The organism is Salinisphaera sp. S4-8 (genome assembly GCF_040361235.1).
Classification (GTDB): Bacteria; Pseudomonadota; Gammaproteobacteria; order Nevskiales; family Salinisphaeraceae; genus Salinisphaera.
Window position 1 is genome coordinate 1 of sequence record NZ_APNF01000005.1, and the last position, 26,115, is coordinate 26,115.

A 26,115-nucleotide genomic window follows, 5' to 3' on the forward strand; every position below is an offset into this window, starting at 1 on the left:
TACAAAACACCCATTAGCCGACTCCGCTTGGACGTGAACAACCTGGTGGGTTTACACATCTAGTTCGCTCAGGCCGAGCGCGTGTCGTGGAGCGCACGACGTGCGTGCCAAGCAGGCCATCGAAATCGCGTATCGGCTCGCGTACGATCAACCGCATGGTCCGCACGCACTCGCTACCGCCCTATATCCAGACCGACGACCGCGTGATTCTGTTCGACGGCGTCTGCCGGCTGTGTAATGCCTGGTGTCGGTTCATCCTGAAATACGACACACAGCGGCGTTTCAAGCTGGCCTCGGTGCAGTCTGCCGAAGGGCAGGCGATTCTGGCTCATTTCGGTCTACCGACCGATCGTTTCGACACGATGCTGTACGTCGAGGGTCGCAACGCCTATGAACGCTCGGACGCGTTTTTGCGGGTCGTCGTACAACTGGGCGGGGCGTGGCGACTGTTTGCCGTGCTGCGCGTATGCCCGCGGGGTGTGCGCGATTTCGTTTACGATCGCATCGCGCGCAACCGGTACAAGATTTTCGGGCGTTACGATGCCTGCGTTTTGCCCAGTCCGGATCATGCGGGGCGCTTTCTCGACGCGAATGGCTGAGCTGGCGCGCATCAAGCGCTATGCACGCTATGCGTTGGCATTCGTGTTCATCTATCACGGCCTGGTGCCCAAGCTGCTCTGGCTCGATCCGATGGAAACGGCGTGGGTTGCCGGCCATCACATTCCGATATCGGCGGCCGTGTTCGCGGGGCTGGCGGGTAGTGTCGAGATTTTGATTGGTTTGTCGGTCGCGTTGCTGCGCAGCGCGCTCGTGCCGGTTTATATCGCTGCCGCTTTGTTGATCTTGCTGTTGGCGGATGCTGCCCTGTTTGCGCCGGCCACACTGGTCGCCGCATTCAATCCGGTGACCATCAATATCGCCGCGCTCGCGCTGTGCGCGGTGATACAGACCAGCCATCGCGCATTGGCGGCTGGCTGAACACCCGCTACCGCATGCGCGAAGTGCAGGCGCGCTTTCGCCGCAACATGTTCCTACGGCATCATCGCGGTCTTTCGGTCGGGGGCGAGGTTTGCAAAGCGAAATAACTTACAAGCAGCTCCTGCGTCGGGATTTTGCGGCCGGGGCACAAACCGTGCTGCCGGTGCTGATCGGTATCGTGCCGTTTGCGTTGATCGCGGGCATGGTCGCGGTGCGTCTGGGCCTGTCGCCGTGGGTGGCGAGTGCCTTGTCGGTGTTCGTGTTTGCCGGGGCTGCACAGTTGGCCACGCTACAGTTGCTTTACGACGGCGCGCCGTTGCTGATCATTCTCGTTACGGTCTTGTTCATCAATCTGCGCTTCATGATGTATAGCGCGTCGATTGCGCCGTATTTTCGTGGTGCCGGCGCGGGTACGCGCGCGCTGGTGAGCTATTTTCTGACCGACCAGCCGTATGTATTCGGCATCTACGGTTTTGCCGAGCGCGACCGGCTGTCGCAGCGAATTGCGTTCTATCTCGGCGTGGCCCTGCCGTTATGGAGCTGTTGGCAGATTGGCACCATCGTGGGCGCGCTCGCCGGTGCGCGGCTGCCGGATGCCTGGCATCTGGAGTTCGCGATTCCGTTGGTGTTCATGGCGATGATCGTGCCCGCGATTCGCGACCGGGCAAGTGTGGCCGCGGCGATTGTGGGCGGTGTGGTGGCTGTGGCCGGGCACGGGCTGGCCTGGAATCTGGGGCTGATACTGGGCGCGGTGGCCGGCATCGCGACCGGTGTGGTGGTGGCAGCGTTCACGAGCGCGCGGGCGGTCGACGATGACTGATGCCAGCGTCTGGATCACGGTCATCTGCGTCGGTGTGCTGACGTTCGTGCTGCGCTGGTCGTTCATCGCACTGGCGGATTCGCTGACCATGCCGGCTACGGTGCAAAACGCGCTGCGGTTCGTACCGGCGGCCGTGCTGGCGGCGATCATTGTGCCGGCGGTGGTGGTCGAAGAAGGGCATGTAGCGTTGTCGGTGAACAATCTGCGCCTGTTCGCGGGCATTGCGGCGGCGATCGTGGCCTGGCGCACGCGTAATATCTTCTACACCATCGCGGCAGGCATGCTCGTACTCTGGGCGCTGGAAGCCGTGCGCAGCACGCTTTGATAGCGGCCTATGAGCGCCTGCCCGTCAATGAAGCCAAGTCCTGCGATGAACGACACCGATAGCCCGCGCTTTTATCTCGTCTTGGCCGAAGCCGCCGATTCACAGGCGCTACAGGCAAACTTTGATGCGCTGTGCCTGCGCGACGATCTGTATATCGTGTATTCGTCGATGACGCGTTCCGAGGTGTATCACGCGGTGCGTGATCTTACGGCACCCCAGGCGCTGATGGCTGCACCGCTGGCGGGCCATCCCAAGTTTCGCGGTATGCCGGCGGGCGCGCTGAAGTGGCTCAAACAGCGCAGCAACGATTGATTGACCTGCCGCCGGCGTCGGGCGCCCGCGACGTGCGTTCACGGGTCGACGTGGCGCCGAATGACGTCCTCGTAGTCGCGAATGCGGTGGATATAGCGCACCGGTTCGTGGCCGCGTGCATAACCGTATTTCAACGACGGGTAGTAGCGCTTGTCCGCCAGTAGCGGCAGTACCTGCTTGAGATCGCGCCAGCGATGCGAATCTTTGCCCAGCCGTTCGGCCAGACGTTGGGCATCGCGTAAATGGGCAAGCCCGATGTTGTAGGCCGCCAGGGCCATAAGCAGGCGATCGGGCGAGGGCACAGCCGCGTCGATACGTTCGCGCATACGCGCCAGATAGCGCGCACCGCCGGCGATGCTTTGAGCCGGGTCGAGCCGATTGTCCACGTCCATCGCCCTGGCGGTGCGCCCAGTCAGCATCATCAAGCCGCGTACGCCCGTGGGGCTTTTTGCCCGCGGGTCCCATTTCGATTCCTGATAGGCCTGGGCGGCGAGCAGCAGCGGCGGCAGGGCATGGCGTTCGCCCGCGCGCTCGAACAGACGGTCGTAGCGCGGCAGACGCGTATCGATACGCTCGACCAGCGCGCGCCGGTCGACGAAGTCGAATTCCGGCAAATAGGTGTAGTACCGGTTCTTCATCGCAGTTCGCGCCTGTTGCCCGGCGGCGCTTTTCAGCCAGTCGCTGGCGGTTTGCGCCAGGGCGTTGGCGTGGCGTGGCACGGCCCAGGCCAATGCGTCGGACTCGCGCAGGTCGAACATCACCTGAAGCTGTGGATAGTAGCGGCGGTTGATATCCACGATGTTGGAGTCGGCCACGGTGCAGTCGAGTTCGTTTTTCCATACGCGATAGAGCAGCTGTTCGGTGCCCACCCGCGTGTTTTCCTTCCAGTGCAGCTCGGGGTGGGATTGCTTGAGCTCGCTCAGGCGTTCGGCATAGCTGCTGTCGGCAATGACCGTGAGCGAAACGTTCGCCAGTTGCGGGATGTCCCGGGGGCGCGCACTTTGGCCATTGCAGACCACCTGCGGGCGCACGGTCTGGTAGGCGTGCGTAAAACGAAACCGCTCGCGCCGTGCCGGGGTGATGCTCAGCCCCGCCGCCGCCAGGTCAGCCTTGCCGCGGGCAAGCGTATCGAGCACGCTATGAATGGAATCCTTGACCGTGTATTCGACTTTCACCCCCAGATGCGCTGCGAATGCTGAGGTGAGCGCGTATTCCGGGCCGGCGGCTTGTTTGTGGCGGTTCAGGTAATAGCTGGTGGGCGCATTACGGGTGACCACACGTAGCACGCCGTGCTCACGGATGCGATCGAGCCGACCGGCGTCGGCATTGTCGCCTGCATGTTCGGAACAGGCCGATAACAGCCAGATAGCCGCCAGACATACGGCAAGCGTAACGACGCGATTCATGCAGTCCCCCGTGACAAGTACAAGCCACAGCCTAACAACAACCCGCGCGAAGACCGGGCGCGACACAGCGTTACGAATAAACCCGGATAGCCTTTGCGCGGTCGTTTGGCCAATGCTATGCACCGTGCATGCGCATCGTTCGGGCAATGCCCGGCGTAAGCGTGGACATATAACGCTTGGCACGACACTTTCGACCGGTACGCGATGAGCCCGCAGAACAATAGCCCCGACCTCGTGACCCGGCATCGCTGCGGCAAGGGCTTTACCTATCGCTATGCCAATGGCCGAACGCTGCGCGATAAACGCCGGCGTCGCTGGATCGAATCGCTGGCCGTGCCGCCGGCCTGGCAGAGCGTGGAAATCAGCCTGGATGAAAAAGCGCGCGTGCATGCGACCGGGCGCGACGCAGCCGGGCGCAAGCAGTACATCTACAATGACGCATGGCGCGAGCGCCGCGATCAGGCCAAATTCGACCGGATTCTGGCGTTTGCCGAGCAACTGTCGACGATGCGTCGGGCCACCGGCCAACATCTGGCGCAGCCAGGCATGAATCGGGAAAAAGTACTCGCCTGCATGGTGCGTCTGATCGACAGCGCCTATTTTCGGCCCGGCAGCGAAAGCTACGCGCGCGAAAACGCGTCGTACGGGCTGACGACCATGCGCTCGAAACATCTGACCATCGACGGCGACGAGCTGATCTTCGACTACGACGGCAAGAGCGGGCAGCGCCAGCATCGGGTGGTGGAGGACGAACGCCTGGCTCGAATCGTGGCCGAACTGGATGAACAACCCGGCTACGAGATCTTCAAGTACTACGACGACAGCGGCGAGAAGGTGTATGTCGACAGCGCCGATCTGAACGACTACATCCACGAGGTGATGGGCGAACAGTACAGCGCCAAGGATTTTCGTACCTGGGCGGGCACGTCGCTTGCCGCGCTGGCGCTCGATGAAATCGGTCCCGGCGACGATGAAAAGATCAGCGAGAAGAATGTGCGTGACGCGGTTGAGCGGGTCGCCAAGCGTCTGGGCAATACGCCGAGCATCGCGCGCTCGAGTTATATCGACCCACGGGTGATCGAAACCTATCTGGATGGCCGCACGCTCAGCCATTTCCGCGCGCTCATCGAGGCCGAGCTGGAAGAGGGCGATCTCACCGGTCCGGAAGAACGGGCGGTGATGAAAATGCTCGAAAGCCGGGTGCGGCGCGCGTCGGCGACAGCTTGAGCTTGTCGACTACCCACATCAAAAAAGAACGCCGGACATGGGCCGGCGTTCTTCGTTCGACAGTGCGCAACACAGCCGGCTGGGCCCGCTGTGTTCGTCCCGCCTGACCGCGCTCTGGGCTACGCGGCGGCCTGACTTGCCCTGTGCCCGGACGGGCAGGTTGTCGCGTGGCGCTCGACAGACCCTGTGAGTTCCGGCTCGCTGGCCGCGGGCGACTGGATATCCGAACTCAAGCGGAACGAGGCCAGCAGCGCCTGGAGCTGATCCGCCTGTTCGCGCATATGCAGCGCTGCTGCACTGGTTTGCTCCACCATGGCCGCATTGTGCTGGGTTGCGCTGTCGAGTTCCGTGACCGCGACGTTGATCTGACTGACACCCTGGCTTTGTTCGCGGGCGCCGTTGCGGATCTGGCCGACGACTTCGGTCACCCGTTCGATACGGCTGACAATGTCCTGCATGGTTTCGCCGGTTTCACGCACCAGCCGCGTGCCGGACTCGGTATGGGTTACGGAGGTATCGCTGAGTGCGCGGATCTGGCGCGACGCATCCGCCGCCCGACTGGCCAGATTGCGGACCTCCTGGGCCACTACCGAGAAACCGCGGCCGTGCTCGCCGGCGCGTGCGGCCTCGACCGAGGCGTTCAAGGCCAGCAGATTGGTCTGGAAAGCGATGCCGTCCATCAGCGTGGTCACCGCGCTGATTTCGCCGGCGGATTGGGCGATGTCTTCCATCGTGGTGGCCATCTCGCGCATGGCGCGCTGACCTTCGTGTGCCGCGTCGACGGTGGAATGGGTCAATTCGCTGGCCTGGTCGGCGGCTTCGGCGGTATTGCCCACCGTGGCGGTGATTTCCTCCATGGACGCCGACGTCTGCTCGAGACTCGCCGCGGACTGTTCGGTACGGCTGGCCAGGGCCTGGCTGCCCTGGGCGATCTCGTTGGCGGCGCCGTGCACGCTCTGCGTAGAGCTGCGTACGCTTTGCAGCGTGCCGTCCATACGGCCGATGAAGGCGTTGAAGTTGACGGCGAGATCGCCCAACTCATCGGTGCGCCGGGTATCGATACGTGCAGTCAGATCGCCGTCGCCTTCGGTGATTTCCTTGATACGCTGCGTGACGGCCTTGATCGCGCGCGACATCATCAGCGGCCCGACCAGTGCCACTACGAGTGTCAGCAGGCCGATGACCACGGCAAAGCCGATCACCGCATACTCCTGCATGGTGGCGCGGGAGAGCGCGGCTGTCTCCAGGGCATGGATCTTGTCCTCTGCAGCGATGCTGGCGCGGTCGTAGACTTCGCGCAATTCGGCAAACTGGTGTTCGAGCTGCCCGTCGATCAGGGCCAGCGCGCCCGCGTAGTCGCCGTTACTGCGCCGTTCCAGCACCTCGTTGGACGTCTTCAGCCAACGCTCGTAGAGCGCGCCGAAATCGTTGACCGAAGCGACGACTTCCGGGTAGGCGGCAAGGTCATTGACGAACTTCTGGAGCCGCGTATTCGCCTGCTCGGCGTTTTCCTCGAAGATGGCCAGTTGTTGCTGGCCAAGGGGGCTGGCCGGGTCCAGACGCATGTACTCGAGCGTGGCCACATGGGCCTGATACAGATCGCGGTCGGCATTGAGCACGGCGGCGGTCGAATTCAGAAATGGCCCGCCGAATTCGCGCATGCGCTCCTTGAGCGTATGTACGAGCATGAGATCGACGACCACCACCGCAAACATCGCGACCGCGACCGTTATGAACGCGATCGCATATTTGACATTGATCTGATTGAGGCGCTTGAGCATTGTTATCCCCTTGTGTGGCGTGGATCGCCGACCCGATGCACGATCCGATGGGCTATCGGCCGGGCGCCACCGCGCTTGAGCTTGCCTGATTGGCGTTTGGGCCCGCGTGTGCGGCCCACAACGGCAATTGCGGCCGGCCGGGGGGTATGAAATCATCGCCGCATGAGCACGCGTATCTATTTCCTCGCCGGTTTTCTGGCCGCTGCGGGCGGCCTGGTGTTCGCCTATTACCTGCAATATTTCCAGGGGCTGGATCCGTGTCCGCTGTGTATCTTTCAGCGTGTCGCGATGGCCGGTGTCGCGCTTTTCTGTCTGATCGGTTGGGCGCACGGCGCGCACGGCGTGGCTCACCGGGTCTACGCGGCGTTGGCCGGGCTTTCAGCGCTGGCAGGCGCCGGTATTGCCGCCCGCCACGTCTGGCTGATGAATCTGCCGCCCGATCAGGTGCCGGCCTGTGGCCCCGGGCTGGATTATCTGATTGATATCATGCCGTTGACCGAGGTGCTGGCCACGGTATTGCGCGGCGATGCCAGCTGTGCCGAGGTCAAGGGTGCGTTTCTGGGTGTCAGTCTGCCGGCCTGGACGGGCGTGTATTTCGTGCTGCTCGCCTTCGGCGCGCTCGCCGGCGTCCTCGGTTTTGGCGCGCGCCCGCGTCCGCGTCTTTGAGGTGGCGCACGCAGGGGCCTGCTGCATGCCGGCCTCGCGGCAGCAGCCTGTTGAAAATCATGTACAAACTTCGGCATGCCGCGTGAACATGAGACCACCCGGCGTTCGAGCGATCGGGCTTCTGCATTAATTCGCGTGTGTTTGCGGACAACGCGCTTGCCTTGGTCCAGCCAACTGAGTTTCATACATAAGCAAGCGCTGCCTTGATCGCGACTCACTTTCCAGCCATTTTTTCGTAAAGAGGACCTCGTATGACGCCTGTAACCGATCTCTGCGACGAATTCAGCGACAAGCTGCAGATCGCCGAACCGATTTTCACCGACTTCGGCGGCACGCTCGATTTTGCCGGCCCGATCAGCACCGTAAAGTGCTTCGAGGACAACTCGCTGGTACGCGCCGCGCTGGAAGAGCCTGGCGAAGGCCGTGTCCTGGTGGTCGATGGCGGCGCCTCGGATCGCTGTGCGCTGCTCGGCGACAATCTCGCCCAGCTGGCTATCGATAACGACTGGGCCGGCATTCTGGTCTATGGCTGCATCCGCGATTCGGCCGACATCTCGCAGATGGGCGTGGCCGTCAAGGCGCTCAACACCCATCCGAAGAAATCCAACAAGAAGAATCAGGGCGAGCGCGATGTGCCGGTGCGTTTTGCCGGCGTATCGTTCATGCCGGGCGACTGGATTTATGCCGATCTTGATGGCGTGGTCGTGAGTGCCTCGGAACTGTCGCTGTCCTGAGTTCAACCCGCCCGCTGCAGGTAAGCGGCGTTAGTGCCCCGGCGCGTATGCGGCGGGGCACTTTGGTTTGTAAAATCAGTCGCGTACGAATTATTTCTCATCCTGGAACTGGCATTAGGAAATGATCGACCCGCCGGTCGACTGTGGCCGCTGCCCGAGACTGGTCGCACTGCGTGAACAGGTACGCGCGGCGTTTCCGCATTACCATGCGGCACCCGTTCGTGCGTTTGGCCCGGCCACGGCACGGCTGCTTGTGGTCGGCCTCGCGCCAGCGTTACACGGTGCCAACGCCAGCGGCCGACCCTTTAGCGGCGATGGGTCCGGGGCGTTGATCTATCGCGCGCTGCACGCGCACGGCTTTGCCAACCAGCCGGTGTCGACGGGGCCGGGCGATGGGCTTGTGCTCCAGGACTGTCGTATTACCAATGTGGTCAAATGTCTGCCGCCGCAGAACAAGCCGGTGGCCGCCGAGGTGAATGCCTGTAATCCATTTCTGGCCAGCGAACTGGCCACAGCGCGGGTAGTGCTTGCGCTCAGCGTGGTCGCCCACAAGGCGATCGTGCGTGCGCTGGGGGCACGCCAGCGCGCGTTCGTCTTCGCGCACGGGCGCGAACATGGGCTCGGCGGCTCTCGCGTGCTGCTCGATTCCTATCATTGCAGCCGCTATAACCTGAACACGAAGCGCCTGACCGAGGCCATGTTTGCGGATATCTTCGCCCGTGCCCGCGCCTGTATCGAGCGATCGACCTTGCCTTAAAACACTGCGCCGCCATGATGATGAGATGAGCGACGATACGACCGAACAACAAAGTACGGCGACGACCGATACCGGTTTCGACCCGCGTAGTTATCTGCGCCAGCTGACCCAGGCGCCCGGTGTCTATCGCATGTACGACATCAAGGGCGACGTGCTCTATGTCGGCAAGGCGAAGAACCTGAAAAAACGGGTGTCGAGCTATTTTCTACGGGCGTCGGGCAATGCCAAGACCGAGGCGATGCTCGATCAGGTCGCCGATATACAGGTCACGATCACGCATACCGAAGACGAAGCGCTGCTGCTCGAGTCCACGCTCATCAAGAAGCATCGGCCGCGCTATAACGTCTATCTGCGCGACGACAAAAGCTATCCCTATCTGATGATCACGGGCGATAACGACTATCCCCGCGTGGTCTATCATCGCGGCGCGCAGAAGCGTAAGGGCCATTATTTCGGCCCGTTTCCCAGTTCGGGCGCGGTCAAGCAGACCCAGGACACGCTCATGCGACTGTTCAAGCTGCGCAACTGCCGTGACAGTTTTTTCGAGAACCGTTCGCGACCCTGTCTGCAATATCAGATTAAACGCTGTACCGCGCCGTGTGTGGGCTATATCAGCAAGGATGACTACGCCCGCGACGTGCACGACGCGGTAGAGCTGCTGGAAGGGCGCAACGAAAAACTCATCGACCGGCTCGTGGGCGAAATGGAAGCCGCCGCCAAGGCGCTGGACTTCGAAACCGCCGCGCGCCTGCGTGAAAAGATCGCCGCCCTGCGGCGGCTGCAATCGCAAAGTCAGAAGGTCGGCGGCCAGGGCGACTTCGACATTCTGTGTGCCGCGATCGACGGTGGTGTTGGCGCGGTGGTGGTGGTGACCGTGCGCGGCGGCATTAATCTGGGCCATCGCAGTTTCTTTCCGCATGCGCCTGCCGGCACCGATGTCGCCGATCTGGCCGCCGCGTTCATGAGCCAGTATTACCTTGAGCGACGCCCACCGCCGGAATTGCTCGTCGACCCACTCCCGACCGACGACAAATGGCTGGCCGAAAGCCTGGCCCGTCGGGCCCAACGCAAGGTGGCCTTCAAAACGAGCGTACGTGCCGAGCGCAAACGCTGGCTCGACAATACGCGGGCCACGCTTGCCCAGACCCTGTCCGCCCAGCTGGCCAGCCGTGCCGGTGTGGAAAAACGGCTGTCATCGCTCGCTCAGGGGCTGCGTCTCGATGCGCCGCCCATGCATATGGCCTGTTTCGATATCAGCCACACGCGCGGCGAACGCACTGTCGCCTCCTGTGTGGTATTCGAAGCGGGCGTGGCCAACAAATCCAAGTATCGGCGTTTCAATATCGACGGTATCGAACCCGGCGACGATTATGCTGCCATGCGCCAGGCGCTGACCCGGCGTTTCAAGCGCGTCAAGAACGGCGAGGACAACATGCCCGACCTGTTGCTCATCGATGGTGGCAAGGGCCAGCTCGCCGTGGCGGTGGAGGCCCTTGCGGAACTCGAGGTGACGGGGGTGAACGTCATCGGCGTGGCCAAAGGTTCGACCCGCAAGCCGGGCCTCGAGCAGATCTTTTTGCCGGGCGCGAAATCGCCTCTTATACTGCCGGCAGACTCACCGGGTCTGCATCTGATCCAGCAGATTCGCGACGAAGCGCATCGCTTTGCCATTGCCGGGCACCGCGGCCAGCGCGGCAAGGCGCGGCAGGGATCGATGCTCGACGGCGTCGACGGGCTGGGGCCCAAGCGGCGCAAGAAGCTGTTGCAGACCTTCGGTGGGCCCAAGCAGGTGGCCCGTGCCGGCGTATCCGAGCTTGCACGGGTGGAAGGCATCAGTGCGACCATGGCACAACGAATCTACGATTATTTCCACAATACGGCCTGACGTCGCGGTTGATACAGCGACACGGCCGGCGAGGAGACCCGCTTGAACCTGCCCATCTGGCTGACCCTGTTTCGCCTGATCCTCATTCCGTTCGTGGTGGGACTGATGTTCGTGCCACTGCCCACGGCCAATATTGTCGCTGCGATCCTGTTCGGCATCGCGCTGGCCACCGACTGGCTGGATGGCCATCTGGCAAGGCGCTGGAATCAGACCTCCGCCTTCGGCGCGTTTCTCGACCCGGTGGCCGACAAGCTCATCGTGTGCGCGGTGCTGGTCATGCTCGTCTATCGCGATCCGCACTATTACATCGCGCTATCGGCCACGATCATCGTCGGCCGCGAGCTTACCGTTTCGGCGTTGCGCGAATGGATGGCCGAGCTCGGCGAGCGCGGCGTGGTGGCAGTCGGGTCGCTGGGCAAGTACAAGACGGCGATCCAGATGGCGGCCATCTTCTGCATGCTTTTCGATCTGGTCCAGCGCAGCGGGATCTATCTGTTCGGCGTCGTGCTGCTCGTGATTGCGGCCGCGCTCACGCTCTGGTCGATGGTGGTCTATCTGCGCCAGGCCTGGCCGCGTTTGAGCATGGAACGCTAACCAGCCAACGCTTTAAATCGACGCGGCTCGCGGTCGTGACATATGCAACGCAAAATCGCTTCGTGACGCGGCTGGGCGGGCCTTTGCAACAGCGGCGATTCGGGCCACCATCAGGTCGACAGAAAATCGTTTGTCGATAAGGGTTGACACCCGATCGTTTACGCCTAGAATACGCACTCTCAACGGCGCGGGAATAGCTCAGTGGTAGAGCACAACCTTGCCAAGGTTGGGGTCGCGAGTTCGAATCTCGTTTCCCGCTCCAAATAGACATTGCCGAAACCTCGGCCCGCCGGTCGAGGTTTTTCTTTATCAGCATCCGGGTTTTCGGATGTATGCGACCGGCCAGGTGGCAGAGTGGTGATGCAGCGGCCTGCAAAGCCGCGTACCTCGGTTCGATTCCGGGCCTGGCCTCCATCTCGTTGTCGCCCACCCAATTCCCCCAGCAAGTCTTGATCGGCCCGTATTGACGGGCTTTTTTGTGCCCGGCGTTTGCTTGGCACCAATACGCGGCAAGAGCGCGGTCTGCTTTCGCACTGCCCGGCGCGGCCACCGGTCGTCAACGATAACCCGGCGCCGGCATCGGGTGCGGGTGGCGTTGGCGTTGCCAACCCCTGATTAACGCGCTGCCCGGGGCGGATGACGCTACGCCTGCGCGCCTTTATTCGCTCGTATTGCGCGAGTCGAAGGGCCGCGGGCGGGGGCTGAATTGTTCATACGCGGCATTGACCCGATCCCGTATTATTCTCGTTTGTGTCGAAACCGACGAAAGCGCTGTGCCCAGCGCCGGATCTTGGCGGATATCGTGCCTTTCAGGTGTCGATCAGGGCTTCAGTCTTGGGTATTGGAGTCGATAGCCTTTAGGCAAAGCTGCGTGATACCTGCAATTGTGCATATCGGCCGGTGACACACCCGTGCCGGGCTATGGGAGAACGGGGGCATGACCATTAAGTACGGTGCATACGACGCGCTGCTCGCATATGAGCGGCGCCCGGCGACGGCGGCACGGGCGGCCTACCGTCCATGAGTACGCCCCGCGATATCGCCGAATCCGTACCCACCCCGACCCAGCAGGGCATGATTCTGCAGGCCATTGCCGCACCGGATTCGCCCATCAATGTCGAACAGTTCGTTGTTCGTTTTACCGAACGCTTCCAGCCGCAAGCCTTTGAACGGGCCTGGCGTGCCCTGACCGAACGCCATGAAGGGCTGCGCACGCGCTATTGCGGGCAGGCTGATGGCACGGCACGTCGTATCGTGCAAGATCATGTTCAATTACGGGTGCGATGGCATGACGCGCGCGATTGGTCGCCCGCGCAGATCGATGCCTTCATCGAGGCGGATTTCCAGACCCCGATCGATCTGTCGACCCCGCCGCTGTTTCGTTTCACCGGGCTCGATCTGGGCGACGACGAATGGTGTCTGCTCTGGTCGTTTCATCATGTGCTCATGGATGGGCGCGGCTCGGTACTCACCTTCAACGAGTTCTTCCAGTATTACGATGCCTTCTGCCAGGGCGATGAGCCGCCGGCGCTGGCCGTGCCGCCATCGCCGCAGGCACTGTTCGACTGGCACGCCAACCGCGATGCCGAGCCGGATCGGCAATTCTGGCGCGACTATCTGCGCGACGTGCCCAGCGCGCCACTGCTGAGCGCGCTTTACCGCGACCGGGCCCCCGATTTTACTGCCGTACCGCGCTCGGCGCGCACCATCCGTCATCTGGACGCCGAGAGCACGGCCAAATTGCGTACGCTGGTCAACGAACGTGGGATTGGCTGGTCGGCGCTGGTGGAAGGACTCTGGGCCATGCTGCTGTGGCGGCATACCGGCGCGACCGATCTCATCTTCGGGGTGACGCGGTCGGGCCGCCTGGGCGGTCTGCGCGATGCCGAACGCGTGGCTGCGTTGTTCATCAATACCACGCCCTCGCGCGCGGCCGTGGACCCGGACATGTCGCTGCGTGCCTTCCTGCGCGAACGACGCCAGGACCAGCGGCGTACCCATCCGCATCAGCATCTGGGCCTGCTGGGTATCCAGCGTGCCTCGGGCACGGGCAGCGGCCTGCTTAATTCGATCGTCATCTACGATCACCTGAGCATCGATGCCGCACTGGCCGACTGCAAGCGCGGCCACGACTGGCATTTCGACCTGCGTGGCCATACCGGCTATCCCTTGACCCTGTTTGCCTACGGCGGCGATGAGCTCAAGCTGGAGTTGAGCTATGACCCCCAACGTTTCGAGGCGGCCAGCGCCGATCTGCTCGTCGACCGGTTGCTACGGCTGGCCGAGTCCGCGAGCGAGCAGGGTGGCGATGCCCCGCTGCACTCGCTCGACTGGTTGGCCGCGCTCGATCGGCAACGCCTGATCGAGCAATGGCAGCCGCGGCCCACACCGGCGCCCGAGTACGGGCGCATCGACGAAGCGGTTGCCGCCCAGGCGCGGCGCCAGCCCGATGCCATCGCGGTGGTCTGCGAAACACGCGAGCTCAGCTATGCCGCGCTCGATACGGCTATCGATACACTGGCTGCGCGTCTGGCCGCGCATGGCGTGCGTGCCCACGATCATGTGGCCATCTTCCTGCCACGATCCGAATTCATGATTATCGCGGCGCTGGCGGTGCAGCGTCTGGGGGCGGGATATGTGCCCTGCGACCCCACCCATCCGGGCTCGCGGCTCGCGCGTGTGTTCGATGTCGCCCAGCCGGTTTGTGTGATCACCCAGCGCTCGGTCGCCGCCGCGCTGCCGGAGAACACGCCGGCCATCATCGAACTCGATGCCGACTACGACGACAGCACCGCAACCGATGCCGTAGCGCCCGCGGCGGTCGCTCCGGATGACACCGCCTATGTGATTTTCACCTCCGGCTCCAGCGGGTTGCCGAAGGGCGTGGTCCTTACGCATGCCAATGTCATGAACTTCCTGCAGTCGATGATCGACGAGCCGGGCATCGGCCGGGAGGATTGCCTGCTGGCCGTGACCACGTTGTCGTTCGATATCGCGGTACTCGAACTGTTCGGGCCGCTGCTGGTGGGCGCGCGGGTGATCATCGCCGAGGATCCGGACGTCTTCGACGGCCTGCGTCTGGCCCGCCTGATCGAAACCCACGGCATCAACCGGCTCCAGGCCACGCCCTCGACCTGGCGGCTGCTGCGCCTGGCCGAATGGACACCGCCGGCAGGCTTCACGGCCATGATTGGTGGCGAGCCGCTGGACGCGGCGCTGGCGCGCGATCTGCTCAGCTGCGCCGCGCCGGGCTTCGCGCTGTGGAATATGTACGGGCCGACCGAAACCACGGTGTGGTCGACCTGCGAACGTATCGTCGATAGCCGGGATATCGGTATCGGCACGCCGATCGCCAACACCCATTGCCATGTGGTCGCACCGGACGGCTCCATCGTCGCACCGGGGGTCGTCGGCGAACTCTATATCGGCGGCACGGGTGTCGCAGCGGGCTATCTCAACGATGCCGAGCGCACTGCGGCCGCTTTCATCGACTGGACGCCGGGCTACGGTGTCGAGCCGGAGTCGACCTATCGCACCGGCGATCTCGCCCGTTGGCAGGTAGATGCCCACGGCAACGGCCGGCTTAAATGTCTGGGCCGGCGTGACGATCAGATCAAGATCCGCGGCCACCGAATCGAGCCGGGCGAAATCGAAACCGCGCTGACCGCCCATGCCAGCGTCGAACAGGCCGTAGTGCGTCTGGTCGGCGACCAGCCGCCGCGACTGGTCGCCTATGTGCGTTTGAACACCACTTTCGATGAAGACGCGCTGCGTGCGCATGTCAGTGCGCGCCTGCCATCGGTGATGTGCCCGAACGTCTATATGCCGATGGAGCACTTCCCGCTGACCGCGAACGGCAAGGTGGACCGGCGCAGTCTGCCGATCCCGGAACCGGTGAGCGAAACGGCAAGCGCGCGCAGCTATATCGCGCCGCGTAACGAGGCGGAGAAGACGATTGCCGCCATCTGGCGGGATGTCGCTGGCGCAACGAATCCCGGCATCGACGACAGCTTCTTCGACATCGGTGGCGATTCGCTGTCGCTGGTGGTCGCTCGCGGGCAGATCGCGGAGAAATTCGGCGAAGCTCCTTCGATCGCGGAATTGTTCCAGTACGCCACCATTCGCAAGCTGGCCGAACGCCTGACCCGCGGCCGTGCCGAGTTGAACGCCACCGCACAGCCTGGTCGCCGCAGCGACGGGGCATTGGCACGCGATCGACGCATCGCCATCATTGGCATGGCTGGCCGTTTCCCCGGCGCGCGCGATACCGATACGTTCTGGGCCAACCTGGTGGCCGGGATCGAATCCATCACCCGTTTCGATGCCGAGGCCCTACGCCCGCACGAGCCGGATATCGACCGCCTCATGGCCCATCCGGCATTCGTGGCTGCACGCGGGGTGCTCGACGATATCGAATATTTCGATGCCCCGTTTTTCGGTATCACCCCCCGCGAGGCCGCGCTCATCGATCCACAACAGCGGCTCTGGCTGGAAGTGGCCTGGGCCGCGCTCGAACAGGCCGGGGTGGACCCCGCGCGTAGCGGTGCCGATGTCGGCGTATTCGCCGGCGCCGGCTATCTGGAACCGTATCTGCTCTATAACATCCTCCACGACCGCGCGGCGATCGAGGATCAGATCCGTATTCGCGGCGTGGAAAGTTTTACCGCGATGGTGTCCAACGACAAGGACTACCTGCCCACGCGCACGGCCTACAAATTCGGCCTGACCGGGCCGGCGATCAACGTCCAGACGGCCTGTTCGACCGGTCTGGTCGCCGTGCACCAGGCCTGCATGAGTCTGCTCACCGGCGAATCGCGGGTCGCGCTCGCCGGCGGCGTTTCCATCGGGCTGCCGCAGGAGCAGGGCTATTTCGCCCAGGAAGGCGGCATGGCCTCGCAGGACGGACGCGTACGCAGTTTCGACGAACGCGCCTGCGGGACGGTGTTTTCCAGCGGTCTGGGCGCGTTCGTGCTCAAATGCTACGACGATGCGCTCGCCGATGGTGACGAGATACTGGCGGTGATCCGGGGCAGCGCCATCAATAACGACGGCGCCGCCAAGATGAGCTTCACCGCCCCCAGTCCGGCCGGTCAGGCGGCGGTGATTCGGCGTGCCCAGCAGGCCGCGGGCGTTTCCCCCGACGATATCGGTTATATCGAAACCCACGGCACCGGTACCCCGCTGGGTGATCCGATCGAGGTCGAAGGCCTGGCAATGGCCTGGCGCAGCGGTGCGGCCACCGGCACGCCGGTCTGGCTGGGCGCGGTCAAACCCAATGTCGGCCATCTGGATTCGGCTGCGGGCGTGGCTGGCATGGTGAAGGTTATCCATGCGCTGCGCGACGGCCAGTTGCCAGCCACGTTGCACTACACACGGCCCAACCCGCGTATCGATTTCGCCTCGACGCCGTTCAAGGTGGTCGACAAGCTCACGCCCTGGCCATCCGAACCCGAACGCCCGCGCATTGCCGGGGTGTCGTCGTTCGGGGTGGGCGGCACCAACGCGCATGTCATCGTGACCGAGGCGCCGGAACGTGCGCCCAGCCATCCGCCACCGCGTGCCGCCCAGCTGCTGGTGCTGTCGGCGAAGACGCCGACCGCGTTGGCCGCGCGCTGCAATGCGCTGGCCGACTGGCTGATTGCGCATCCCCAGGCCGTGCTGGCGGACGTGGCCTGGACGCTCGCGGTCGGCCGAGCCGAGATGAGTTATCGCTTGTCGGTGGTGGCCAGCGATCCCGAACAGGCGGCCGAGGCGCTCAGGCGCGCGAGCCGCCGGGCTGCGAATCAGCCCGCTTTGGTTGCCGATGCGCCGCCGGTGGTGGCGGTATTCCCCGGCCAGGGGGCGCAATATCCGGGCATGGGCCGTGCGCTCTACGCCGTACCCGGCGTTTTTCAGGATACGGTCGACCGCCTGGCGGGCTATCTCGAAGCACCGCTTGGCCTGGATATTCGCCGTCTGATCCTGCCCGAGGGCGGCGAGCAGGACAGCGCGGCCGACAAGCTCGCCGATACGGCGATTACCCAACCGGCGATCTTCGTGCTGGAACTGGCGCTGGCCTACCAATGGCATGCCTGGGGTATCGAGGCGGAAATGCTCGTCGGCCACAGCGTGGGCGAGTTCGCGGCGGCCGTACTGGCCGGTGTATTCAGCGAGGCAGATGCCTGTACGCTGATCGCCACGCGCGCACGACTCATGGCTGATCAGCCGCCGGGCGCCATGCTGGCCGTTCATGCCGGCGTGTCGCAGGTCGAGCCGTATCTCGACGAAACAGCGGAAATCAGCGCTGTCAACGCGCCCCAGCTGTGTGTCGTGTCCGGCGAACACGGCGCCATCGACGCGCTGGCCACACGGCTGCAGAACGCCGATATCCGTACGACACGCCTGGCGACCTCGCATGCCTTTCACAGCCGGGCGATGGCTGATGCCATGGCGCCGCTGGAACAGGCAGTCAAGGCCATCACCCGCGCGCCGGCCCAGCGGCCGATCGTGTCGACGCTCACCGGCGCGTTGCTGGAAAACGATGCCATGCAGGCGCCGGACTATTGGTCGCGCCAGATGCGCAACGCCGTCCAGTTCGCCGCGGCCATCGAAACCGTGCAGCAGAGCATGCGCCCGGTATTTCTCGAATGCGGCCCGGGCGGCCAGCTGAGTACCGCGATCAGCCAGCAGGACGCCGGCGATGCGCCGCCGGTCACGATCGCCAGTCAGCCCGGCCCGCGCGACGACACGCCCGCCGATGTGGCCATGCTCAACGCGCTGGGCGCGCTCTGGCAGGCCGGTGTGACGCCGGACTGGCACGCGGTGTTCGGCTGTGACGAAGCACCGCGCCAGCGCCTACATCTGCCGACCTATCCCTTCGAGCGTAAACGTTACTGGATCGATCCCCCTCGGCGCACCGATGCGCCGACAACCGCCGAGGCCGGCCCGACGCCGGCGCCGGCCGCCATGCCCAGCGAGCCCGTCATGTCCCAACCCGATCGCGTGCCCGAGCTGCGCGAGCGCCTGCGCACGATCTTTCACGACCTGACCGGTATCGACATCGTCGACGATGTGGCCCAACGCAGCTTCGCCGCGCTGGGTATGGATTCGATGCTGTTGACTCAGGTCGCCGCCGAGATTTCGCGCAGCTTCGGTGTGAGCGTGCGTTTTCGCGATCTGCTCGAACGCACCGAAACCATCGACGCGCTCGCCGCCCACCTGGACAACGAGATGCCAGCGCCGGCGCCCGAGCCGGCCGCACCCGCGCCCCAGGCTGCGCCTGCACCCCAGGCCCCGCAGGCCCAGTCCCCGCAGGCCCAGTCCCCGCAGACCCAGGCTGGCGCCACGCCGCCGCCACAACAGCCTGCGCCGACCGCGTCTGCTTATACGCCCGCGCCGCCGCCAGCGGCGGGTTACGCGCCCGCGAGCAGCGAAACGCATCGCATCGTCGAACAACAGCTCGCGCTGATGCAGCAACAGCTGGCGCTGCTGGCCAGCGCGCCGGCGCCATCGCCCGGCACGCCGCCCCCGGCGCCTGCGCCCCAGGGGCCGACGTCGCACACGACGTCTTCGCCCGCGCCAGCCGCGGCGCCGGCTGCAAGCGCAGGCACTGCCAGCCGGGTTGCATTGAATGGCCGCGCCCAGGGCGGGCAGATCCAGACCGGCGGCCGGTTCGGGCCGTACAAACCGTTGGCGGGCGCTGCCCATACAACGCTCAACGCCCAGCAGCGAGCCTTTATCGACCGGCTGACTGCACAGTTGACCGAACGTACGCCGCAATCCCGTGCGCTGGCCGAAAGCGGGCGCCAATACCTGGCCGATCCGCGCCATGTGGTGGGTTTTCATCGCGACTGGAAGGGCTTGAGCTATCAGATCGCCATGCAGACCAGCCACGGTGCACGGCTGACCGATATCGATGGCAACGACTATATCGATCTGACCATGAGCCTCGGCGTGGCCTTTCTGGGCCACGGCCCCGAGTTCGTGCGCAATGCCGTACATGCGCAGCTCGATCGCGGTATGGAACTTGGCCCGCAGGTGCAGGCCGCCGCGCGTGTGGCCGAACGGTTGTGCCGGTTGACCGGTCACGAACGTGCGACGTTCACCACCACCGGTTCGGAAGCGGTCATGGCTGCGCTGCGCTGTGCACGCACCGTCACCGGGCGCAATACCATCGTCTATTTCAGCGGCGATTATCACGGCACTTTCGATGAAGTGCTCGGCCGCGCCTATGTGGCCGATGGCGAGCTTTCGACCCGGCCCGGCGCGCCGGGACTGGCGCCCCACGGTGTCGATGACGTCATCGTGCTCGACTACGACTCGCCGGATTCGCTGGCGATCGTGCGCGAGCAGGCCCATCGCATCGCGGCCGTACTGGTCGAACCGGTTCAGAGCCGGCATCCCGATCGTCAGCCCGAGGCCTTCGTTCGCCAGCTGCGCGATATCACTGCCCAAGCCGGCGCGGCACTGATTCTCGACGAGATGATCACGGGTTTTCGTTGTGCGCCGGGTGGCATCAACCAGCGCTGGCATATCGGTGCCGACATGTGCACCTACGGCAAGATCCTGGGCGGCGGTCTGCCGATCGGCGCGCTGGCCGGCGGCACACGCTGGCTGGATGCGATCGACGGCGGGCACTGGCGTTTCGACGACGATTCCGTACCCGAATCGCCCATGACCTTCTTTGCCGGCACCCATGTCCGCCATCCGCTGGCCATTGCCGCCGCGGATGTCGTACTCGAATGGATCGAGAACGATGCGGGCGCTTCGCAACGGGCGCTGGAGGCCGCCACGGCCGCGTTTGCCGGGCGTATCAACCGCGCGATGGAAGAACGCGGCGTGCCGCTGCGCATCCGCTATTTCTCGTCGTGGTTCCGTTTCGACACGCCGCCGGATCAGCCGCTGGCCGCGCTATTGGCGCCCTGGCTGATCGCCCACGGCGTCTATGTACGCGACCCGGCCCAGAATTGCTTCTTCTCGATCGCCCATGGCGCACAGGAGATCGACACCGTCGAACGAACGATTCTCGCTGGTATCGATGCGCTGGTGCAGGCGGGGGCCTTGCCGGGCGAGCCGGCTGCACACGCCGACGCCGTACCCACAGCCGATACCGCGTCGGCAATGGGCCTTGCGGTGGGCGAGTCCATGCCCTTGATCGAGGCCCAGCGCGAAATCTGGCTCGCCCAGCAGGTCGATCCGGACGTCGCGCCGGCCTACAACCAGGTTTCACGCCTGCGCCTGGACGGCCCACTCGACGAGCCAGCGTTCGCGGCTGCGGTCGAAGCGGCGGCGGCCCGGCACGAGGCGTTGGCGCTGCGGTTTTCTGCCGACGGCGAAACCCAGCACCGCGCGGCCGATGCGCGCCTCGTGCGCCTGGAATGGGTCGATCATCGCGATAGCGCCCAGCCGCAGGCCGAAGCCGATGCCGCGATCGAGGCGATGAGCCAGGACATTCTGGATATCACCGATGCCGCGACGGCCTTGTTCGCGGTGAGCGTGCACCGTATTGCCGATACACGCTATGCGGTCGGCGTGCTCATGCATCACCTGGTCTGCGATGGCTGGTCGACGATGCTGTTTTTCCGCGATCTGGCCGCGCTGTATGCGGCCAATCTCAGCGGTGAGCCCGCCGCGCTGCCGGCGCCGGTGCCGTTTTCGCAGCATGTCGCCCGGCAGCTGGCCCGTGATGCCGGCCCCGATCTGGCATGGTGGCGCGAATTGTATGCCAGCGCACCGCCCGAATTGACGCTACCCACGCGCGGCGCGCGCCCGGCCCAGCGTCAGGCCGCCGGCCATACCCTGCGCCACCAGCTGCCGCAGGCGCTGGCGGAGCGTATTACCGCGGCGGCCACGGCCCGCTCGACCACGCGCTATGCGTTGACCTTCGCGGCGTTCGCGGCCCTGGTCATGCGTCTGTCCGGCCAGCGCGACGTGGTGGTGGCGATGCCGGTGGCCGGCCAGGTGCTGGAAGGCGAAACCGAGCTGTTCGGTCATTGCGTACAAACGCTGCCGGTGCGCGTGAGCGCGTCCCCGGATGCATCGTTTGCCGATCTGCTGGCCAGTGCCCGACGCATGATTGGTGCCGCCAGCGACCATGCCGGTGCGACCTATGGCCAGATCGTGCGCGAGGTGGCCGGACCGCGCGATCCGTCGCGTCTGCCGCTGGCGGAAATCATGTTCAATTGCGCGCCGGATGATGGTCCGCCCGCGCTGCCGGGTCTGCAAAGTGCGACCGACGAGCCGCCCAAGACGGCGAGCCAGTTCGACCTGCATTTCGATCTGGAAATCGGCGCCGACGGCTGGTGGATCGACTGCGACTATGCCACCGCGCTGTTCGATGCCGACATGATCACCGGCTGGCTGAACGACTACGAACAGGTGCTGGCGGCGGTCGCCGAGAACATCGATATCGCAATCGATGACTTGCCGTTGCGCGCTGTGCAGCGCGACGACCCGGGTAAGGCCTTCAACCCGGCGCCGCTGGCACTCGATCCCGATATCGATCTGGTCGTGGCCTTGCGTCGCGCTGCAGCGGCCACGCCGCAGTCCATTGCCGTAGCCCATGCCACGGGCGACTGGGACTATGCCCGCCTCGAGGCCGCGTCGGATCGTATCGCGGCCAGTCTGGCCGAGCGCGGTGTGGGCGTGGGTAGCCGTGTCGGCCTGTGTGTGGCGCGTACGCCGGAACTGATCGCCGCGATGATCGGCATTCTCAAGGCCGGGGCGGCCTATCTGCCCATGGATCCGGCCTATCCGTTGGAGCGGCTCGTCTTTACTGCCGAAGACAGCGGTGTAGCGCTGACGTTGATCGACGACGCCCAGCGGCCGCTCGGCGACACGCCAACATTGACGCTGGCCACGGCGATGGCCGGGCAGGGCGCGGTGCCGGATGTGGGCGTTGATGGCGAGCGCGAGGCCTATGTCATTTATACCTCGGGTTCCACCGGCCGGCCGAAGGGCGTGTCGGTACGCCATCGAAACGTCATGGCGTTGCTGGCATGGGCCAAGCAGGCGCTTGCCGACGACGAAATCGAGCGCATGCTGCTGTCCACCTCGATCTGTTTCGATGTATCGGTATTCGAGCTGTTCGTGCCGTTATCTCGGGGCAAGACCGTGGTGCTGGTAGACGACCTGCTGGCGCTGGTCTCCCCGCTTGAGACCGCGCCCACGATCGTCGGCGGCGTGCCCTCGGCGCTGTCGGAACTGTTGCGCCATGTGGAGTTGCCGACATCGGTACGAACCGTGGTGTCCGCGGGCGAGCCGCTACGACGGGATCTGGTGGCCCGGCTGGCCGCGCAACCCGGCGTCACGCGCGTGCTCGAATGCTATGGCCCGACCGAAACCACCGTGTTTGCCACCGCCGGCGACCGTTACCCGGACGGCCCCGAAACCATCGGCGCGCCGATCGCGGGCTGGCGCGCACAGATCGTCGACGCCCAGGATCGGCCGCTGCCGGTTGGTGAAGTCGGCGAGCTGCTCATCGGCGGCGCCGGCGTGACGGCGGGCTATCTTGGTCGGCCCGAACTCAATGCCGAGCGCTTCGTGGCCGACCCGGACGGTGCGCCCGGCGCACGTCGTTATCGCACCGGCGACATGTGTCGCTGGCGCAGCGATGGCCAGATCGAATTCATCGGTCGTGCCGACACCCAGGTGAAGCTGCGCGGTTTTCGTATCGAACTCGGCGAAATCGAAACCGTGCTCACCCGGCATCCCGCGGTTGAACAGGCCGTGGTGGCCGTACGTAGCGCCGGGGCGGGCGACGATCAGCTGGTGGCCTGGTGGCAGCCGGCCGCCGGCCGCGAGGACGTCACGCCTGCCGCGCTAAGGCGCTATCTGCGTGAACATCTGCCGCTGTACATGGTCGTTCAGCAGTTCGTGACGCAGGATCGCTGGCCGCGCCTGGCCAACGGCAAGATCGACCGCAAGGCGCTCGTCGATCCGTTCAAAGACGACAGCGCGGATGACGCCGGCCCCGCGGTGGATGCCACCGCCATGGGCGAAATCACCGCACTGTGGGCGCAGGCGCTGGGCCACGAGATCACGCCGAGTGCTGAAGATACGTTCATCGACATGGGCGGGCATTCGTTGCTCGCGGTACGTGCGGTGGCCAACGCGCGCGAGCAGCATGCGGTGGAAATTCCCGTCCGCGCGATGATGCTCGACAGCCTCGGCCAGCTCGCCATGCGCCTTCAGGCGCCCCGACAGCCCGCGCAGGTTGCGGCCGAGCAGAGTCCGCAAGCGCCGACCACGCCGCCCGCTAGCGACGTGGCCGAGGACAATCCGGCACAGACCGCCGAGGCCAGCGACAGCAGCGAACGCCGGAGCGGACTGATGGCAAAACTGGGCCTGTCGCGGTCGTCCTGAGGTGGCCATGGTTCCGTTCTTTTTCGGTGCGCAGGACGCGCTCTACGGCGCCTATCACCCGCCGGCGCCAGACAGTCGTGCCCCGGAGACCGCGCTGCTGATCTGCCAGGGGATCGGCTACGAATACATGCGTAGCTATCGTGCCTGCTGGCAGATCGCCCAGGCGGCCGCCGCGCGCAATGCCCATGTGCTGCGGTTCGATTATCGTGGCACCGGCGACAGCCACGGCCGTCAGCACGATGCCAGCTGGCAGGAATGGATCGCCAATACCGGCACGGCGATCGCCTGGCTGCGCGAAACCACGGCGCTGTCGCATATCCGTATTCTGGGTGTGCGCGTGGGCGCGTTGATCGCGGCTGCGGCGAGCGCTCGCGACAGCGAACGCCGCCGCCTGGTGTTCTGGGACCCGGTCGTCGACGGTCAGGCCTATCTGCGCGCGATCGCCGATATGCATGAAAGCCAGACCCGCAACATGAACCGCTATCGGCCGCGCCGACATCACCACGCCGAACGCGGCGCCGACGAATACCTGGGTTTTCACTGGCCCGACGCCGTGGTCGACGGCCTCGCACGCGCCAATCTCATGGACTATGCCGCCGAACGGGTCGACGACTGGCAGCTGGCCCTGAGCCAGGGCGAGCGCGTGCGCCCACTGGAACAGAGCGTGACCGAGCGCAACGGGCAAGTACTCGAAATGGCCGAAAACATGGATTGGTTCGATATCCGTGCCCAATACCGGCGCGTGGCGCTGGCGCGCTCGACGGATGCCATGCTGGATCGGGTGCTGGGCTGATATGCACGAAACACCGCTTGTCTTCGGCCATGAATCGCATCTGGTGGGAATTCTGTGCGAACCGGATACGCCGGTCGCTGGGCCGCGACCGGGTGTGTTGTTTCTCAACGCCGGGCTCGAGCACCGCGTGGGCCCGCGCGGTTTGTCGGTCGCGGTGGCGCGGGCACTGGCGGACGCCGGTTTTGCAAGCCTGCGTTTCGACTATGCCGGTATGGGCGAAAGCCGCAAGCCGCAACGACCGCTAGCTGCCGACCGGGCTGAAGAACTGCAGATTGAATGCGCCTGCGCGGCGGATCTGCTCGAGAAGCAGGCCGGCTGTCGCGGTGTGGTGCTGTTCGGACTGTGCAGCGGCGCCGACGATGCCCATCGCGTGGCGCTGGCCAACGACGCCGTCGTCGGCATGATCCAGATCGACGGCCATGCCGCGATCACCGCCGGCTTCAAATGGCGCTACGTGACCCAGCGGCTGGTGTCGCCGCGACGCTGGCAGAACTGGTTCGAACGCAAGTTCGGCCCGGCGACCGATGCCGATCATGCCGTCATCGAAGGCGTCGACTTCTTCGAAATGCCCGACCGCGACACGCTCGCCCGCGAGGTGGCCACGCTCATCGCGCGTGACGTACGGCTGTTCTATGCCTATTCGGGCGCGACCCACAGCTATTACAACCATGCCGGGCAGCTGCGCAATGCGCTGGCGGATGTAGAGACCGGCGATCATCTGAGCGAACGATTCCTGCCGTCGGCCGATCACACCTTCTCGCGCAACGCCGAGCGCATGCGCCTGATCGAGGCGGTCATTGCCTGGCTTCAAGCGGGCTTCGGTCCAGACCCATGAGAAAAGGCGGCACAGATCACGCGTCGACCGTGCACGCGGCGGCGAACGATGACATCCGCGCGCGGCGCGCAGGTGGGCGGCATACACACGCGATAGCCGTCGGCCACTGCCTGCAATTCGAAATCACGAAAATCGGTGGGCGCCGGGCCGAGTGTAACGAGACACTTGAAGGCGGCTTCCTTGGCCGAAAACAATCGCGCGCCGGCCTGTGCGTCGGACAACATGTGTTGTTCGCCGGGCGTGAATACGCTTTCCCACGCGCGTGGGGCGAGTTCACGCGGTCCTTCGATATCGATGCCGAGGCCGAGCGTCGTGTCCCGTCCGGCAACCACGGCTGCCGCCACGCCGTCGGCGTGGGTAATGCTGCCGACCACGCCATCCGGCCAGGCCGGGCCTGTATCGCGGGTCGCGCCGAGTGCTACCAACGGGCGCCCGAGGGCGGCCAGGGCCGCCCGCGCCAGTTGGCGGCCACTGGCGAATTCGGCCCGGCGCGCGGCCAGGGCGCGCGTGATCAACGCCGCCTCGATCGCGGGCAGGGGCGGGCCGTCGTCGCCGATCGGCCCGGCGCGTACCACCACGGACGCCGGCAGCAGGGCAGCGATCGCCGCTTCGAGTTCGTAATCGCGGATCATGCAGGCATTGTCGCGCGCATCGGCCACG

General features: G+C 64.9%; 17 protein-coding genes and 2 tRNA genes. 16 read left to right on the forward strand and 3 right to left on the reverse strand.

Annotated features, from left to right (window positions below):
* Window positions 1–155: 155 nt before the first annotated feature.
* From S4A8_RS08595 to S4A8_RS08615, 5 genes are all read left to right on the forward strand, one after another.
* Window positions 156–599 (forward strand): thiol-disulfide oxidoreductase DCC family protein, encoded by a 444-nt coding sequence (locus tag S4A8_RS08595; protein ID WP_353178242.1) that lies wholly within the window; start codon window positions 156–158, stop codon window positions 597–599.
* A complete protein-coding gene (locus S4A8_RS08600) occupies window positions 592–978 on the forward strand; it encodes a DoxX-like family protein (RefSeq protein ID WP_353178244.1) in 387 nt (128 codons plus the stop codon). The genes S4A8_RS08595 and S4A8_RS08600 overlap by 8 nt, the downstream gene beginning before the upstream one ends.
* 91 nt (window positions 979–1,069) lie before the next feature.
* On the forward strand, window positions 1,070–1,798 hold the full coding sequence (locus S4A8_RS08605; protein WP_353178245.1) for an AzlC family ABC transporter permease: 729 nt from the start codon (window positions 1,070–1,072) through the stop codon (window positions 1,796–1,798).
* On the forward strand, window positions 1,791–2,123 hold the full coding sequence (locus S4A8_RS08610) for an AzlD domain-containing protein (protein ID WP_353178247.1): 333 nt from the start codon (window positions 1,791–1,793) through the stop codon (window positions 2,121–2,123). Before S4A8_RS08605 ends, S4A8_RS08610 begins: the two co-directional genes overlap by 8 nt.
* Before the next feature lie 9 nt (window positions 2,124–2,132).
* Complete coding sequence (locus tag S4A8_RS08615) at window positions 2,133–2,435, forward strand: hypothetical protein (protein ID WP_353219849.1); 303 nt, start codon at window positions 2,133–2,135, stop codon at window positions 2,433–2,435.
* A gap of 38 nt (window positions 2,436–2,473) precedes the next feature.
* Here S4A8_RS08615 and mltF read toward each other — a convergent pair whose 3' ends face one another.
* Window positions 2,474–3,841: a membrane-bound lytic murein transglycosylase MltF gene (gene mltF / locus S4A8_RS08620; RefSeq protein ID WP_353178250.1), complete on the reverse strand. Its 1,368-nt coding sequence runs from the start codon at window positions 3,839–3,841 to the stop codon at window positions 2,474–2,476.
* Window positions 3,842–4,045: 204 nt separating this feature from the next.
* Here mltF and S4A8_RS08625 point away from each other — a divergent pair, with 204 nt between their 5' ends.
* A complete protein-coding gene (locus S4A8_RS08625; RefSeq protein ID WP_353178252.1) occupies window positions 4,046–5,068 on the forward strand; it encodes a DNA topoisomerase IB in 1,023 nt (340 codons plus the stop codon).
* A gap of 119 nt (window positions 5,069–5,187) precedes the next feature.
* Here the strand turns inward: S4A8_RS08625 and S4A8_RS08630 are convergent, their stop codons facing one another.
* Window positions 5,188–6,849: a methyl-accepting chemotaxis protein gene (locus S4A8_RS08630; protein ID WP_353219850.1), complete on the reverse strand. Its 1,662-nt coding sequence runs from the start codon at window positions 6,847–6,849 to the stop codon at window positions 5,188–5,190.
* Between the two features lie 162 nt (window positions 6,850–7,011).
* Between S4A8_RS08630 and S4A8_RS08635 the strand changes: the two genes are divergently transcribed.
* The 10 genes from S4A8_RS08635 (at window position 7,012) to S4A8_RS08680 (ending at window position 25,455) form a co-directional block, all read left to right on the forward strand.
* Window positions 7,012–7,515 (forward strand): disulfide bond formation protein B, encoded by a 504-nt coding sequence (locus S4A8_RS08635; protein ID WP_353219851.1) that lies wholly within the window; start codon window positions 7,012–7,014, stop codon window positions 7,513–7,515.
* A gap of 251 nt (window positions 7,516–7,766) precedes the next feature.
* Entirely contained in the window at window positions 7,767–8,249 is a 483-nt protein-coding gene (rraA, locus tag S4A8_RS08640) for a ribonuclease E activity regulator RraA (protein WP_353178257.1), read from the forward strand.
* 121 nt (window positions 8,250–8,370) lie between these two features.
* Window positions 8,371–9,006: a uracil-DNA glycosylase gene (locus S4A8_RS08645; protein ID WP_353219852.1), complete on the forward strand. Its 636-nt coding sequence runs from the start codon at window positions 8,371–8,373 to the stop codon at window positions 9,004–9,006.
* A gap of 25 nt (window positions 9,007–9,031) precedes the next feature.
* On the forward strand, window positions 9,032–10,891 hold the full coding sequence (uvrC, locus tag S4A8_RS08650; RefSeq protein WP_353219853.1) for an excinuclease ABC subunit UvrC: 1,860 nt from the start codon (window positions 9,032–9,034) through the stop codon (window positions 10,889–10,891).
* Window positions 10,892–10,933: 42 nt separating this feature from the next.
* Window positions 10,934–11,485, forward strand: coding sequence for a CDP-diacylglycerol--glycerol-3-phosphate 3-phosphatidyltransferase (pgsA, locus tag S4A8_RS08655; RefSeq protein ID WP_353219854.1), 552 nt, complete (start codon window positions 10,934–10,936; stop codon window positions 11,483–11,485).
* Window positions 11,486–11,672: 187 nt separating this feature from the next.
* A tRNA-Gly gene (locus tag S4A8_RS08660) sits at window positions 11,673–11,747 on the forward strand.
* A 78-nt stretch (window positions 11,748–11,825) separates the two neighbouring features.
* Window positions 11,826–11,899: transfer RNA gene (locus tag S4A8_RS08665), tRNA-Cys, on the forward strand.
* Between the two features lie 606 nt (window positions 11,900–12,505).
* On the forward strand, window positions 12,506–23,827 hold the full coding sequence (locus tag S4A8_RS08670) for a non-ribosomal peptide synthetase/type I polyketide synthase (protein ID WP_353219855.1): 11,322 nt from the start codon (window positions 12,506–12,508) through the stop codon (window positions 23,825–23,827).
* A gap of 7 nt (window positions 23,828–23,834) precedes the next feature.
* Complete coding sequence (locus S4A8_RS08675) at window positions 23,835–24,620, forward strand: serine aminopeptidase domain-containing protein (RefSeq protein ID WP_353219856.1); 786 nt, start codon at window positions 23,835–23,837, stop codon at window positions 24,618–24,620.
* Window position 24,621: 1 nt separating this feature from the next.
* A complete protein-coding gene (locus S4A8_RS08680) occupies window positions 24,622–25,455 on the forward strand; it encodes an alpha/beta hydrolase family protein (protein ID WP_353219857.1) in 834 nt (277 codons plus the stop codon).
* On the opposite strand, the gene S4A8_RS08685 is transcribed toward S4A8_RS08680, so the two are convergent.
* Window positions 25,428–26,114 carry a 4'-phosphopantetheinyl transferase superfamily protein gene (locus tag S4A8_RS08685; protein WP_353219858.1) on the reverse strand — a complete coding sequence of 229 codons (687 nt, stop codon included), beginning with the start codon at window positions 26,112–26,114 and terminating at the stop codon, window positions 25,428–25,430. The two genes, S4A8_RS08680 and S4A8_RS08685, sit on opposite strands and share 28 nt — an antisense overlap.
* Window position 26,115 lies beyond the last annotated feature (1 nt).

Coding starts and splice junctions, on each gene's coding strand:
- S4A8_RS08595 (WP_353178242.1), top strand. CDS start 156: ATGGTCCGCACGCACTCGCTACCGCCCTATATCCAGACCGACGACCGC.
- S4A8_RS08600 (WP_353178244.1), top strand. CDS start 592: ATGGCTGAGCTGGCGCGCATCAAGCGCTATGCACGCTATGCGTTGGCA.
- S4A8_RS08610 (WP_353178247.1), top strand. CDS start 1,791: ATGACTGATGCCAGCGTCTGGATCACGGTCATCTGCGTCGGTGTGCTG.
- S4A8_RS08615 (WP_353219849.1), top strand. CDS start 2,133: ATGAGCGCCTGCCCGTCAATGAAGCCAAGTCCTGCGATGAACGACACC.
- mltF (WP_353178250.1), bottom strand. CDS start 3,841: ATGAATCGCGTCGTTACGCTTGCCGTATGTCTGGCGGCTATCTGGCTG.
- S4A8_RS08625 (WP_353178252.1), top strand. CDS start 4,046: ATGAGCCCGCAGAACAATAGCCCCGACCTCGTGACCCGGCATCGCTGC.
- S4A8_RS08630 (WP_353219850.1), bottom strand. CDS start 6,849: ATGCTCAAGCGCCTCAATCAGATCAATGTCAAATATGCGATCGCGTTC.
- S4A8_RS08635 (WP_353219851.1), top strand. CDS start 7,012: ATGAGCACGCGTATCTATTTCCTCGCCGGTTTTCTGGCCGCTGCGGGC.
- rraA (WP_353178257.1), top strand. CDS start 7,767: ATGACGCCTGTAACCGATCTCTGCGACGAATTCAGCGACAAGCTGCAG.
- S4A8_RS08645 (WP_353219852.1), top strand. CDS start 8,371: ATGATCGACCCGCCGGTCGACTGTGGCCGCTGCCCGAGACTGGTCGCA.
- uvrC (WP_353219853.1), top strand. CDS start 9,032: ATGAGCGACGATACGACCGAACAACAAAGTACGGCGACGACCGATACC.
- S4A8_RS08670 (WP_353219855.1), top strand. CDS start 12,506: ATGAGTACGCCCCGCGATATCGCCGAATCCGTACCCACCCCGACCCAG.
- S4A8_RS08675 (WP_353219856.1), top strand. CDS start 23,835: ATGGTTCCGTTCTTTTTCGGTGCGCAGGACGCGCTCTACGGCGCCTAT.
- S4A8_RS08680 (WP_353219857.1), top strand. CDS start 24,622: ATGCACGAAACACCGCTTGTCTTCGGCCATGAATCGCATCTGGTGGGA.